This window comes from Cryobacterium zongtaii, assembly GCF_002909375.1.
GTDB classification, from domain to species: domain Bacteria; phylum Actinomycetota; class Actinomycetes; order Actinomycetales; family Microbacteriaceae; genus Cryobacterium; species Cryobacterium zongtaii.
Map to the genome: position 1 here is coordinate 225,036 of NZ_PPXD01000020.1, position 13,203 is coordinate 238,238.

The 13,203-nt window shown below is 69.3% G+C and carries 11 protein-coding genes and 1 rRNA gene; all 12 read right to left on the bottom strand.

What is annotated here, in order from left to right; translation table 11 throughout:
• Nucleotides 1–16: 16 nt before the first annotated feature.
• A complete protein-coding gene (locus tag C3B61_RS13350; RefSeq protein WP_088455765.1) occupies nucleotides 17–904 on the bottom strand; it encodes a ParA family protein in 888 nt (295 codons plus the stop codon).
• A 108-nt stretch (nucleotides 905–1,012) separates the two neighbouring features.
• On the bottom strand, nucleotides 1,013–2,248 hold the full coding sequence (locus tag C3B61_RS13355) for a low temperature requirement protein A (RefSeq protein WP_165791172.1): 1,236 nt from the start codon (nucleotides 2,246–2,248) through the stop codon (nucleotides 1,013–1,015).
• Nucleotides 2,249–2,342: 94 nt separating this feature from the next.
• Nucleotides 2,343–3,260, bottom strand: coding sequence for a site-specific tyrosine recombinase XerD (gene xerD, locus C3B61_RS13360; RefSeq protein WP_244285936.1), 918 nt, complete (start codon nucleotides 3,258–3,260; stop codon nucleotides 2,343–2,345).
• Complete coding sequence (locus C3B61_RS13365; protein WP_103461132.1) at nucleotides 3,257–3,931, bottom strand: NUDIX domain-containing protein; 675 nt, start codon at nucleotides 3,929–3,931, stop codon at nucleotides 3,257–3,259. The genes xerD and C3B61_RS13365 overlap by 4 nt, the downstream gene beginning before the upstream one ends.
• Nucleotides 3,924–5,579 carry a CTP synthase gene (locus C3B61_RS13370; RefSeq protein WP_174776715.1) on the bottom strand — a complete coding sequence of 552 codons (1,656 nt, stop codon included), beginning with the start codon at nucleotides 5,577–5,579 and terminating at the stop codon, nucleotides 3,924–3,926. Before C3B61_RS13370 ends, C3B61_RS13365 begins: the two co-directional genes overlap by 8 nt.
• 50 nt (nucleotides 5,580–5,629) lie before the next feature.
• Nucleotides 5,630–7,351: a DNA repair protein RecN gene (recN, locus tag C3B61_RS13375; protein WP_103461133.1), complete on the bottom strand. Its 1,722-nt coding sequence runs from the start codon at nucleotides 7,349–7,351 to the stop codon at nucleotides 5,630–5,632.
• Between the two features lie 9 nt (nucleotides 7,352–7,360).
• Nucleotides 7,361–8,281: an NAD kinase gene (locus tag C3B61_RS13380; RefSeq protein WP_088455761.1), complete on the bottom strand. Its 921-nt coding sequence runs from the start codon at nucleotides 8,279–8,281 to the stop codon at nucleotides 7,361–7,363.
• 5 nt (nucleotides 8,282–8,286) lie between these two features.
• Nucleotides 8,287–9,237 carry a TlyA family RNA methyltransferase gene (locus C3B61_RS13385; protein ID WP_244285937.1) on the bottom strand — a complete coding sequence of 317 codons (951 nt, stop codon included), beginning with the start codon at nucleotides 9,235–9,237 and terminating at the stop codon, nucleotides 8,287–8,289.
• The gene (locus tag C3B61_RS19490; protein ID WP_133159739.1) at nucleotides 9,234–9,500 is read right to left on the bottom strand and encodes a hypothetical protein; all 267 of its coding nucleotides are present in this window, start codon (nucleotides 9,498–9,500) and stop codon (nucleotides 9,234–9,236) included. The genes C3B61_RS13385 and C3B61_RS19490 overlap by 4 nt, the downstream gene beginning before the upstream one ends.
• 10 nt (nucleotides 9,501–9,510) lie before the next feature.
• Entirely contained in the window at nucleotides 9,511–10,593 is a 1,083-nt protein-coding gene (locus tag C3B61_RS13390; RefSeq protein ID WP_088455760.1) for an HAD-IIA family hydrolase, read from the bottom strand.
• On the bottom strand, nucleotides 10,529–12,706 hold the full coding sequence (locus C3B61_RS20080; protein WP_244285938.1) for a primosomal protein: 2,178 nt from the start codon (nucleotides 12,704–12,706) through the stop codon (nucleotides 10,529–10,531). Before C3B61_RS20080 ends, C3B61_RS13390 begins: the two co-directional genes overlap by 65 nt.
• Before the next feature lie 103 nt (nucleotides 12,707–12,809).
• Nucleotides 12,810–12,926, bottom strand: a 5S ribosomal RNA gene (gene rrf / locus C3B61_RS13400).
• Nucleotides 12,927–13,203: the final 277 nt, after the last annotated feature.

The window sequence follows — 13,203 nt, forward strand, 5'->3', positions numbered from 1 at the left end:
AGCGGCCGAGGTGCGCTTAGGCGACCGCGCCACGCTGGATCAGTTCCCGCGCCGCCTGCTTGTAGGCCTTGGCGGCGGCATGTTCCGGAGCGAACTCGGTGATCGGCACCCCCGCGACACTGGCATCCGGGAATTTGACGGTGCGGCCGATGACGGTGTCGAGCACCCGGTCGCCGAACGCGTCGACGACCCGTTCGAGTACCTCGCGCGAGTGCAGGGTGCGGGAGTCGTACATGGTGGCCAGGATGCCGTCGAGTTCGATGGCCGGGTTGAGCCGGTCGCGTACCTTGTCGATGGTTTCGATGAGCAGCGCCACTCCGCGCAGGGCGAAGAACTCGCACTCCAGCGGGATCAGCACGCCGTGGCTGGCGGTGAGGGCGTTGACGGTGAGGATGCCCAGCGACGGCTGGCAGTCGATGAGGATCACGTCGTAGTCGTTGGAGACCTTGCGCAGCACCCGGGCGAGAATCTGCTCGCGGGCGACCTCGTTGACGAGGTGCACCTCCGCGGCGGAAAGGTCGATGTTGGCCGGGATGATGTCCAGACCCACGACGGAGGTCTGCTGGATGGCTTCCTTGGGATCCTTGGAGCCGCTCAGGAGCAAGTCGTAGATGGTGGTGACGTCGTGCGTGGGCACGCCGAGACCGGCCGACAGGGCGCCCTGCGGGTCGAAGTCGATGGCGAGCACCCGGCGGCCGTAGCCGGCCAGTGCCGCTCCCAGGTTGATGGTGGTCGTCGTCTTGCCGACGCCGCCCTTCTGGTTGCACAGCGAGACGATGCGCGCCGGGCCGTGACTTTTCAGCGGGGCGGGCTCATCGAACACCTGCAGCGGGCGACCGGTTGCACCGGTGGGTGGTTCCTCGAGTCCGGGAAGCTGCGTCCGGCTATCCGTTCTACGCGCCACTGGGCTGTCCTCGATCCGTCATGCAGTTCACTTGGTTGATTCTACCGAGCCGAGAGGCCCAGCCCGGCCAGATTCCCCGGTGTGCCGCCAGCTGCCTCGCCGGCTGAGTCAGCCGGCCTTCTTGTCGTCGGTGCCCCGGCGCACCCGCACCACGGTCTCCCAGCCGGCCACGAGCACGAGCACCCCGGTGGTCACCGAGCCCAGCTGCAGCGGGGTGAGCTCGAAGGCCGCGCCGAACGCAACCAGCAGCGCCCCGATGCCCACCAGGTACGACACGAGCAGCTCCCGCGCCACGACGAGCCGGAACAGCAGCATCCCCAGCACGTAGAGCGCCGGCCCGCCCACCAGGACCACCGCGGTGGACAGGGTCATCTCCGTATGGGGATGCGTGAGCACCTCTTTGTCGGCCACCGAGGTGAGCACGATGCCGGCGATGATCACGGCGTGCACGTAGGTGTACGCGAGCCGGGCGATGCGGCCGGGCTCCGCGGCGGCGGCGATGGCCTTGGCGCCGGCGCGTTCGCTGTGGTCGAAGTACAGCCACCACATCGCCACCGTCGCGCCGAACGCGAGCAGCATGCCCAGGATGCTCGCCGCCGAAGATTCCTTCGCGACGAACGCGAATCCGGTCACCAGCAGCGATTCGCCCAGTGCGATGATCACGAACAGGGCACTGCGCTCGGCGATGTGCGGGCCGGAGAGGTTCCACTGGTCGATGCCGGACGCGCCGAGTCCCGGCACCCGGAAGCCGACCCCGGCGGAGAGGTACTCGATGGCCAGGGCGATCAGCCAGAGCGGCAGCCGGTACTGCAACGGCAGTAGCGCGCCGACGATCCAGAACACGCTCGAGAGAGCCAGCCAGATCAGGATCCGAACGAAGGTGCGGCGCAGCTCGGCATCGTGCCGCGCCACGGCGAGCACCATGAAGGCCGTGCGGCCCAGTTGCAGCAACGAGTAGGCCAGCGCGAAGACGATGCCGCGGTCACCGAACGACTCGTAGATCGAGACGCTCACCACGAAGCCCACCAGCGACAGGCCCAGCACCACGCCGCGCACGGGCAGCTTGGCCGGGTCGAGCCAGTTGGTCACCCAGGTCGTGTACACCCACACCCACCAGAGCGCGAGCACCAGCATCGCCGACTCGAGGGCACCCTCCCAGGACTGGTTCTCGTAGAGGTAGCGGGAGAGCTGGGTGAGCGCGAAGACGAAGATCAGGTCGAAGAACAACTCGACGTAGGTGACCCGGTCGGAGCTGGTGGAGTCCTCGGGCCGCAGCAGATTGCGGCGGATGCCGAAGCGGCCGGCCGGCGTCGGTGCGGGCGGTGGTGTTGAGGTACGGGTCACTCCCCCATTGTCACTGATGCGCCCCGCCCATCCGCAACTATTGCCCGTGCGGAACGGGCACAGTTACGGCCGGATGGCGGGCGGGCGGCACGGGTCAGCGGGCGCGGGGATGCGCCGTGGTGTACACGTCGCGGAGGGTGTCGATGGTGACGAGGGTGTAGATCTGGGTGGTGGCCACCGACGAGTGGCCGAGCAGCTCCTGCACCACGCGCACGTCGGCGCCGCCGGAGAGCAGGTGGGTGGCGAAGGAGTGCCGCAGCGTGTGCGGCGACACCTCGACGCCCAGCTCGGCGCGTTCGGCGGCGGCGCGGATGATCAACCAGGCGTTCTGCCGGCTCACCCGGTGCCCGCGTACGCCGAGGAACAGCGCCGGGGTGGCCTTACCCCGCCCCGACAGCACCGGTCGGGCCCGCACCAGGTACGCGTCCACGGCGGCCCGGGCGAAGCTGCCGACGGGAACGATGCGCTGCTTGTTGCCCTTGCCGGTGAGCCGCACCACGTCTTCCTCGAGCATGTCGTCCACGTTGAGGTTGACCACCTCGGACACCCGCGCCCCGGTGGCGTAGAGCAGTTCGAGCAGCGCCTTGTCGCGCAGCTGCTGCAGCTCCTCCCCGTCGGTCGCGGCCAGCAGCGCGGTCACCTGCTCGATCGAGATGGCCTTGGGCAGCCGCAGGCCGAGCTTGGGCGGTTTGGTCTCGTGGGCCACGTCCACGTCCACCAGTGATTCCTCGAGAAGGAACCGGTGGAAGCCGCGCACGGTGCTTAAGATCCGCGCGACGGAGGCCGCGGTCAGCGGCGATTCGGTGCGACTGCCCAGGTGCTGCACGAACGCGCTCACCTGCGGCCCGGTCACGGCGCGCAGATCGGTGATCTCGGCATCCATGAGCCAGCCGGCGTAGATCACCAGGTCGCGCCGGTAGGCGGCGACGGTGTTGGCGCTCAGCCCGCGTTCAATCGAGACATGCCGCAAGTACGAGTGCACGGCCGGCTCGACGAGCGCGGGGCCGGTCACACCGTGTGGTCCCAGTTGTTCGGATGCCGCGGCCAGGGCAGGTCGGCCGGCGCCAACGACGCCCAGCCGCGAGAGCGGGAGGCGGCGGCAGCCAGCACACCGACGACGAGCGACGGGTTCTGCACCCGGCGTTCCAGTGCGGCGTCGACGGCGTCGTCCAGGGACACCCAGCGGGTGACCATGTCGGCTTCCTCGTCGGTGCGGTCGAAGGCCTCGGTGGCCGGCGACAGGCCACGGGCCAGGTAGATGCGGATCACTTCGTTGCTGCCGCCCGGGGACGTGTAGAACTCGGTGAGCACATTCCACTCGGATGCGACGACGTCGGTCTCCTCGGCCAGCTCGCGCTGGGCGCCGATGAGGGCGTGTTCGCCGTCGACGTCGAGCAGCCCGGCGGGCAACTCCCACTCCCGCATCCGCACCGGGTGCCGGTACTGCTGGATCAGCAGCACCCGGTCCTGGTCGTCGAGGGCGAGAATCGCGACCGCACCGGGGTGGTCGACGTACTCGCGCACGATCTCGGCGCCGTTGTAGTCGAACGCGTCCTGGCGGATGTTCCACACGTGACCGTCGAACCGCACCGCACTGGAGGTCAGCGCGGTCAGTGCCGGCTCATCCTCGATGCGGGGCAGCAACGCGTCGGCTTCGGCGCGGGCGGCGAGGGTCTCAGGCATCTTCCTTGACCTCGAACAGGCGGCTGGCCTGCTGGCGGTCCAGGGCCGCACCGATCAGGCCGACGAACAGCGGGTGCGCGTGGCTGGGGCGTGAGCGCAGTTCGGGGTGGGCCTGGGTGCCCACGTAGAACGGGTGCTCGGCGCGGGGCAGCTCCACGTACTCGACGAGGTGGCCGTCGGGCGAGGTGCCGGAGAACCACAGGCCGGCCTCGGCGATCTGGGCGCGGTAGTTGTTGTTCACCTCGTAGCGGTGACGGTGACGCTCGGAGGCGACCGGGGCGCCGTAGAGCTCGGCAACGATGGATCCGTCGGCGAGGTTGGCCGGGTACAGTCCGAGGCGCATGGTGCCGCCCAGGTCGCCGCCGGCGATGATCTCGACCTGCTCTTCCATTGTCGCGATCACGGGGAACTCGGTCTCGGGCTCGAACTCGCTCGACGAGGCGCCGTCGAGGCCGGCCTTGTTGCGGGCGTATTCGATGACCATGCACTGCAGGCCCAGGCACAGGCCGAGCACGGGGATGGCGTTCTCGCGGGCGAACTTGAGGGCGCCGAGCTTGCCCTCGATGCCGCGCACGCCGAAGCCGCCGGGCACGCAGATGCCGTCGAGCTCGGCGAGCATGGCCGCGGCGCCTTCGGGCGTCTCGCAGGTGTCCGAGGCGATCCACTCGAGCTTGACCTTGGTCTGCTGGGCGAAACCGCCGGCGCGCAGCGCCTCGGTCACCGAGAGGTACGCGTCGGGCAGGTCGATGTACTTGCCGACCAGGCCGATGGTGACCTCGTGCTTGGGCTCGCGCACGGCGTCGAGCACGCGCTGCCAGGCGGTCCAGTCCACGTCCTTGACCGGCAGGCTCAGGGCGTCGGTGATGTACTTGTCCAGGCCCTGCTCGTGCAGCACGGCGGGGATCTCGTAGATGCTGGGCACGTCGACGCAGTTGACGACGGCGTCCTCTTCGACATCGCACATCAGCGCGATCTTGCGCTTGTTGGATTCGGAGACGGGGCGGTCGCTGCGCAGCACCAGGGCATCCGGCTGGATACCGAGGGAGCGGAGCGCTGCGACGGAGTGCTGGGTGGGCTTGGTCTTCTGCTCACCGGAGGCGGCCATGAACGGCACCAGCGACACGTGCACGAAGAAGACGTTCTTGCGGCCCAGCTCGTGGCGCACCTGGCGGGCGGCCTCGATGAAGGGCTGCGACTCGATGTCGCCGACGGTGCCGCCGACCTCGGTGATGATGACGTCGGGGCGCGGCTCGTCGCTGGCCTGCAGGCGCATCCGTCGCTTGATCTCGTCGGTGATGTGCGGGATGACCTGGACGGTGTCGCCGAGGTACTCGCCGCGGCGTTCGCGGGCGATGACCTGCGAGTAGACCTGACCGGTGGTGACGTTCGCCGCCTGGGTGAGGTTGATGTCGAGGAAGCGCTCGTAGTGGCCGATGTCGAGGTCGGTCTCCGAGCCGTCGTCGGTGACGAAGACTTCACCGTGCTGGAACGGGTTCATCGTGCCCGGGTCGACGTTGAGGTAGGGGTCAAGCTTCTGCATGACGACGCGTACGCCGCGAGCAGTCAGGAGGTTGCCGAGGCTTGCCGCCGTCAGGCCTTTACCCAATGAAGAAACGACACCACCGGTCACAAAAATGTGCTTCGTAATGCCGTCTGAATTGTCCGCGTTTGTAATGTTCACCACGGGCTTCGATCCTATCACCTAGCTGGGGCCTCTCCGTTGGAGCGAGTTGAGTGGGCAAGTTCAATGAGCTCGCGAGCGTGCTCGAGGCCGCTGGCGGAGTCGGGCAGTCCGGAGAGCAGCCGGGCCATCTCGGCGGCCCTGTCGTCGCCGGTGAGCTGGCGTACGCTGCTCGCGGTGACCGAGCCGTGGCTGTCCTTGACGACGCTGAGGTGGTTGCCGGCGAACGCCGCCACCTGGGCGAGGTGGGTGACCACGATCACCTGCGCGGTTTCAGCGAGTCGGGCGAGTCGCCGGCCGATCTCGATCGCGGCCGCGCCGCCCACTCCGGCGTCGACCTCGTCGAAGACGAAGGTTGGCACAGGGTCGGTGGCGTTGATGACGACCTCGATGGCCAGCATCACCCGCGACAGCTCGCCGCCGGATGCGCCGCGCGCCAGTGCCCGCGGCTCGGCGCCCGCGTGGGGCTGCAACATGATGCGCACCAGGTCGTGGCCGGTCACCGAGACCTCGTCCAGCCGGTCGATCTCCACCACCAGGCGGGCGTCCGGCATGGCCAACGCGGCCAGTTCGGTGGTGACGGCGGCGCCGAGCGCGGCGGCCGCGGTGGTGCGGATGCCGGTGAGCGCCTCGGCGAGCCGCTGCACGAGGTCGCGGTCGGCGGCCGTGTCGGCGCGCAGGGCGTCGATCCGGTCGGAGTCGCTGTCGAGCTCGAGCAGGCGGCTGCTGCCGGTGTCGAGAAAGTCGATGGCCTCGTCGAGGCCGCCGACGAACTTGCGCGAGAGCACGCTCAGCTCGGCGCGGCGCTCCTGCACCACCTCGAGTTCCCTGGCGCCGTCGGCGTCCAGGCCGGCGAGGTAGCTGGAGAGTTGGGCGGCGATGTCGGCGACGATGAAGCCGGCGTTGGCGAGGGCCTCGGCCAGCGGCGGCAGCACCGGGTCGTGTGCGGCGGCCCGGTCCAGCTGGCGGCGGGCGGATTCGAGCAGGGCGACGACATCGGGCGTGTCGTCGGTGGATTCCTCGGCCGAGAGCAGTTCGCGAGACGAGGCGGCGGCCAGCCGGAGTTCTTCGAGGTTGCCGAGCCGTTCGGCACGATTGGCGAGTTCGTCGTCTTCGCCGCGCTGCGGGGCGGCGAGCTCGATCTCGGCGATCCGCAAGCGCAGGTCTTCGGCTTCTCGGGCCCGGCGGTCCTGCTCGGCGATGAGCAGGTCGAGTTCGGCTTGGTTGGCGTGCCAGCGGTGGTAGACGTGCTGGAAGGCCGTGAGGGCCTCGGTGAGTTCGGGGCCGGCGAACCGGTCCAGCGCCCCGCGCTGCGCGGAGGTGGACCGCAGGCGCACCTGGTCGGACTGGCCGTGCACGACGACGAGGTCACCGCCGAGGTCGCCGAGCACCCCGGCGGGGGCGCTGCGGCCGCCGACGACGGCGCGGCTGCGGCCTTCGGCCGACACCGAACGGCTGAGCAGCAGCTCGGGGCCGTCGAGGTCTCCCCCGGCGTCCCGCACCCGCTGGGCGACGGGCCCGTCGGGGGCGATCAGCCAGCGGCCCTCCACCCAGCTCTGCGGTTGGCCGGCGCGCACGGTGCCCGGGTCGGCGCGCTCGCCCAGCAGCAGGCCGAGCGCGGTGACGACCATGGTCTTGCCCGCGCCGGTCTCGCCGGTGATGGCGGTGAAGCCGGGGCCGAGCGGCAGGGTGGCTTCCTTGATCACGCCGAGGTCGCGGATGACGAGTTCTTCGATCATGCGGTCACCTCACTCACGTCCGACCGGGCCCCGCCAGCCCGTGATGGGCAGGTTGAACTTGTTCACCAGCCGGTCGGTGAACGGGCCGCTGTGCAGCCGGGCGAGACGTACCGGAACCGGTGAGCGTCGCACGACCACCCGGGCGCCGGGCGGCAGATCATGCACGCGACGGCCATCGGCGCAGAGCACCGCGGTGCTGTCGCCGCGGGCGAGGATTTCCACGGCGAGGGAGGAGTCCGGTCCGACGACGAGGGGGCGGGCGAACAGGGCATGGGCGCTCAGCGGCACGAGCAGCAGGGCATCCAGGCTCGGCCAGACGATGGGTCCCCCGGCGGAGAACGAGTAGGCGGTCGACCCGGTGGGGGTGGACAGCACCACGCCGTCACAGCCGAAGGCGGACAGCGGGCGGCCGTCGACCTCGATGATGACCTCGATCATCCGCTGCCTGCTGGCCTTTTCGACGGTGGCCTCGTTGAGCGCCCAGGTTTCGTAGACCACCTCGTGGTCCACCTTCACCCGCACCGAGAGCGTCATGCGCTCCTCCACGAGGTAGTCGCGCAGCAGGGCGCGACGCACGGCCTCGCCGAGGTCGTCGCGTTCGCTTTCGGCCAGGAATCCCACGTGGCCCAGGTTGATGCCCAGCAGCGGCGCGGAGCAGCCGCGCACGATCTCAGCGGCGCGCAGGATGGTGCCGTCGCCGCCGAGCACGATCACGAGTTCCAGGTCGGTGGCCTGCACGGTCTCGCCGAGCACGGCGGTGCTGCCGTTCAGTTGCGGGCAGGACGCCAGCAGGTCGGCGCGTTCCTCGGCGGCCAGCACCGGTACGGCGCCGGCGGCGATCAGCTGTTCGCACACGGTGGCCGCGGCTTCGAGAGAGTCCTGACGGCCGGTGTGGGCGACGACGAGGATGTGTCGTGGCGTTGCGGTCATGCGCGTCACGCTCCCACCAGGATGGTTATCCGATCGATCCATTCTGTCGGATTAGTTCCGGTTCCACGTCTCAGCCACACGAGATACTCGTGGTTGCCTGCGGCCCCGGCGATCGGCGACGCGATCAGGCCGTTCACGCCGAGCCCCAGGTCCCAGGCGGCCCAGAGCACACCGGCGATGGCGTCGGCGCGAAGGCCGGCGTTGTGCACGACACCCTCCCGGATGCCGCCGCGACCGACCTCGAATTGGGGTTTGATCAGCAGCACGAAGTCGGCACCCTCGGTTGCGGTGGCGACCAGGGCCGGCAGCACCGTGGTGAGGGAGATGAACGAGAGGTCGCCGACGACGAGGTCGGGTTGCTCGGTGATGCCGGAGGCTCCCGCGATGGACTCCGCGGTGGCGTAGCGCAGGTTGAAGCCCTCGACGAGCGTCACCCGCTGGTCGGCCTTGATGGTCGGCGACAGCTGGCCGTGGCCCACGTCGACGGCGATGATCCGGGCGATGTCGCGTTCGAGCAGCACCTGGCTGAAGCCGCCGGTGGAGGCACCGGCATCCATCGCGGTGCGGCCGGTGACCGGCAGGTCGAACGCGTCGAGCGCGGCGACGAGCTTGTGCGCCCCGCGGCTCACGTAGTGGTCGGTGGGGGCCACGGCGATGACCTGGCTCTCGCGCACCTTGGCGGATGCCTTGACGACAGGGCTGCCGTCCACGGTGACCAGGCCCTCGGTGATGAGCCGGGCGGCGACGGTGCGCGATCGCACCAAGCCCCGTTCGAACAGCGCCGAATCCAGGCGCTGCTCCCCCGTGGGTGAAACCGTGGGTTCAGCGGCGGGCGCCGGTGGCGTGCTGATCGGCACGCTGGTGGGCTGTGGCGCCGACCGTCTCGGCTCCGGCGCGTCCTCGTGCTGGGTCCCCATCTCGGGGTCTGGCTCTGGCGTGCTGGAGGAGGTGGTCATTCGGCCTTCGATCGGGGCACGTCGCCACCTTCGAGGTGGTCGCGCAGACTGTCGTGCAGCTGGAGATACGCCGTGGCCCGGTCCTCGAGCGGCAGCGCCTCGGCGGCCGTGATGCGGGCCTCGAGGTCACCGTCCAGCACGGGCGGGGCGGGTGCGTCGTCGGTAGGCGCGGGCGCTGGTGCAGACGGCGTCGGGCGCGGCCCCGGGCGACCCGGGGTCGGCGCACTGGGCGGCCCGGCCGCATCTACTCCGTCTGCACTCACGCCTCCTAGGCTACCGTCCGAGATAGAGACTCTCCGGAACGTTGAGGCCGTAGATCGGTCGGCCGGACGCCCAGATCACGGCGCAGGCGGCCCGCAACAGGTTGATTCCGTCGTCGCCGACGGCCATGATCTCCACGTCGGCGCCGTGGATGCGCACGCTGGCGCCGTCGACCGTGGCCTGGGACTTGTCCTTGGAGAAGACCGTCACGGGGTAGGGCTCGTGCAACTGGCGCAGGTCCTCGAGGATGAACGTCGGACGCTCCGTGGGGCCGGCCGCCAGAGCCTGCTTGGCCTTGTCGATGCCGGTGAGCACGAGCACCGACGGCATCCCGGCGCGGTTGGCGCCGAGAATGTCGGTGTCGAGCCGGTCGCCGATGAACAGCGGAGCGGTGGCATCGAAGCGTTTGATGGCCTCGAGGAAGATCGGGATCTCCGGCTTGCCGGCCACGAGCGGCAGACGCCCGACCGCGGTGTGCACCGCGGAGACCAGGGTGCCGTTGCCCGGGGCGATGCCGCGGGCCTGCGGAATGGTCCAGTCGGTGTTCGTCGCGATCCACGGAATGCCCGGGTAGTCGCCGTCCTGGGTCACGCCGGCGTTCAGCGCAAAGCTGGCCTCGGCCAGCTGGGTCCAGCCCACGTCGGGAGCGAAGCCCTGCACCACGGCGGCCGGGGAATCCTCGGCGGACCGGGTCACCTCGAAGCCGTGCTTCTGCAGTTCGTCGACGAGACCGTCGCCGCCCACCACCAGGATCCGCGATCCGGCCGGCACCTGCTCCACGAGCAGCCGCATGGCTGCCTGGGGCGAGGTGACGACGTCGGATGGCGCCACGGTGAGACCGAGGTCGGTCAGGTGGCCGGCCACGGATGCATCCGTGCGTGATGCGTTGTTGGTGATGTAGCCCACCCGGATGCTTTCAGCGGCCTTGTTGAGGCCGTCGATCGCGTACGGGATGGCGTGTGGGCCGGCGTAGACGACACCGTCGAGGTCGGCCAGGACCACGTCGATGCCGGCCAGGGGTGTGGCCGGCTCAGTCAACGGGCGTCGTTTCAGGATCTTCGTCCACACCCTTGGCGTCGTCGTGTGATTCGTCATCGGATGAAGCAGCGTCCTCGGTGTCAGTTTCGGTGTCTGAGATGGTGATGGTGTCGTCGGCGGTCTCGAGTTCGTCGGGCGTGTCGGCGTTGTCCTGATCGGACTCGTCCTCGTCCTGGTCGGCGTCCTCGTCCTCGTCTTCATCGAATTCTTCGTCGAGTTCGACGATCTCGATGGTCTCGTCGACGTCGCCGTTCAGAGCGGCGTCCGCGCGGGAGGCACGTTCGTTCCAGACGTCGGCCTCGTCGGTGCGGCCGAGTTCTTCGAGAACCTCGGCGTAGGCGGCGAACAGCTCCGAGCTGTAGGAGAACGCGGTCTTGGGGTCGAGCTGGGCGATTTCGAGCTCGCTCAGCGCGGCCTCGGTCTCCCCCAGGTCGAGACGGGCGCCGGACATGGCGATGGCCAGGGCCACCTGTACGCCGGCGGGCAGGGTGGAGCGGTCCACCGAACGGCCCAGCTCGAGGGCGCGGTCGGGGCGGCCCACGCCGCGTTCGCTGTCCACCATCAGCGGCAGCTGGGCGTTGGAGCCCGAGATCCGGCGGTAGGTGCGGAGTTCACGCAACGCCAGGGCGAAGTCGCCGGTGGCGTAGGCCGTGATGGCCAGGCTCTCGCGCACCACGGCGATGCGGCCGGCGCGACGCGCGGCGCTCATGACGTGGCGGTGCGCCAGCTCCGGGTCTTCCTCGATGACCCGGGCGGCCATGGCCAGGTGACGGCCCACGGCTTCCGCGTTGTCTTTGGTGAGGGTCTTGAGCTCATTGCGGGCGATGCGGTCGAGGTCCTCGGACGTGATGTCGTCGGGCAGCTCGGGGTCGTCGTGACGCGGGCGCACCGAACGCAGCTCGCGCTGCATGCGCTGCTCTTCGGTCATCTCCTCTTCGACGACGCGGGCGTCGCGGTCACCGCGGGCGGGGGCGCCTTCGCGGGTCCACAGCTTCTTGCCGGAGTCGCGGGGAGCTCCGGCGCGGGTCGGCGAGCCGCCGCGGGCGCTGTCCTTCAGCCACGGCTTGTTCTCGGTATCGCGCTGGGGACGGTCGGAATTGCCCTTGTACGCGGGGCGGTCGCTGTTGCCCTTGTACGCGGGACGGTCTCCGTCGCGCTGCGGACGGTCGGAGTTGCCCTTGTAAGCGGGACGGTCGCTGTTGCCCTTGTACGCGGGACGATCGCTGTTGCCCTTGTACGCGGGACGGTCGCCGTCGCGCTGCGGACGGTCGGAGTTGCCCTTGTATGCCGGACGGTCCGAGTTGTGCGCGGGACGATCGCTGTTGCCCTTGTACGCGGGACGGTCGCCGTCACGCTGCGGACGGTCGGAGTTGCCCTTGTATGCCGGACGGTCCGAGTTGTACGCGGGACGGTCGCTGTTGCCGCGGTAGGGAGGACGGTCGCCATCGCGCTGCGGGCGGTCCGAGTTGCCCTTGTACGCCGGACGGTCCGAGTTATATGCCGGGCGGTCGCTGTTGCCCCGGTAGGGAGGACGGTCGCCATCGCGCTGCGGGCGGTCAGAGTTGCCCTTGTATGCCGGACGGTCGCTGTTGCCCCGGTACGGAGGACGGTCGCCATCGCGCTGCGGACGGTCAGAGTTGCCCTGGTACGCCGGGCGGTCGCTGTTCCCGCGGTAGGGAGGGCGGTCGCCGTCGCGCTGCGGACGGTCAGAGTTGTAGGAAGGACGATCGCTGTTGCCCTTGTACGCGGGACGGTCGGAGTTGCCACGGTAGGGAGGACGGTCACCATCGCGCTGGGGACGGTCCGAGTTGCCCTGGTACGCCGGGCGATCGCTGTTCCCGCGGTAGGGCGGGCGGTCGCCATCGCGCTGCGGACGGTCGGAGTTACCCCGGTACGGTGCACGCTCCCCGCCCTGCGGACGGTCGGAGTTGCCACGGTACGGAGAGCGATCGCCATCACGCTGGGGACGGTCATTTCCGCCGGTGTTGCCACGGTACGGCGGACGGTCTCCGTCGCGCTGCGGGCGGTCGGAGTTGCCGCGGTACGGCGGGCGGGCGCCGTCCTGGTTGGGTCGGTCCGACCCTCCGCGACCACCCTGGTAGCCGCCGGTGCGACGATCGCCGCTCCCGTTGTCGCGTGCGTCGTTCCCGTTGCGTTCCGTGGGGGTCACTGTTTATCTCCTGTAGGTGTGGCTATACGTACCGGACTACTTCTCCAGCGTACGTTAACGGCAAAATGGCCACCCGAATGGGTGGCCATTTTGACTAAGTTAAGTCCGGCGGTGTCCTACTCTCCCACAGGGTCCCCCCTGCAGTACCATCGGCGCAAAGAGTCTTAGCTTCCGGGTTCGGAATGTGACCGGGCGTTTCCCTCTTGCTATGGCCGCCGAAACAATGTGCGATGCCCCGACACCAAGGTGCCGGCCATCAAGTCGTTTCGAACCATCAAGCTTCGATTGCTCTAGTCTACAGGACATCACGGCTGGCCGCCTCCGCGAGCCGTGAGTTAGGCACCGAAAACTCGCGCATCCTGGTGCTTTTCTCACAGTTCGCGGAACCGGGGTGGGTGGGGGGTTAAACGCAGAAAAGCCACCCCGGTGGGGTGGCTTTTCTGTGTGTTTCTAAGTTAAGTCCGGCGGTGTCCTACTCTCCCACAGGGTCCCCCCTG

Excerpts from the sequence above, each read along its gene's own strand:
- C3B61_RS13365 (WP_103461132.1), bottom strand. The coding sequence starts at position 3,931 with ATGCCTGAGACCCTCGCCGCCCGCGCCGAAGCCGACGCGTTGCTGCCC.
- recN (WP_103461133.1), bottom strand. The coding sequence starts at position 7,351 with ATGATCGAAGAACTCGTCATCCGCGACCTCGGCGTGATCAAGGAAGCC.
- C3B61_RS13380 (WP_088455761.1), bottom strand. The coding sequence starts at position 8,281 with ATGACCGCAACGCCACGACACATCCTCGTCGTCGCCCACACCGGCCGT.
- C3B61_RS13385 (WP_244285937.1), bottom strand. The coding sequence starts at position 9,237 with ATGACCACCTCCTCCAGCACGCCAGAGCCAGACCCCGAGATGGGGACC.
- C3B61_RS13390 (WP_088455760.1), bottom strand. The coding sequence starts at position 10,593 with ATGACGAATCACACGACGACGCCAAGGGTGTGGACGAAGATCCTGAAA.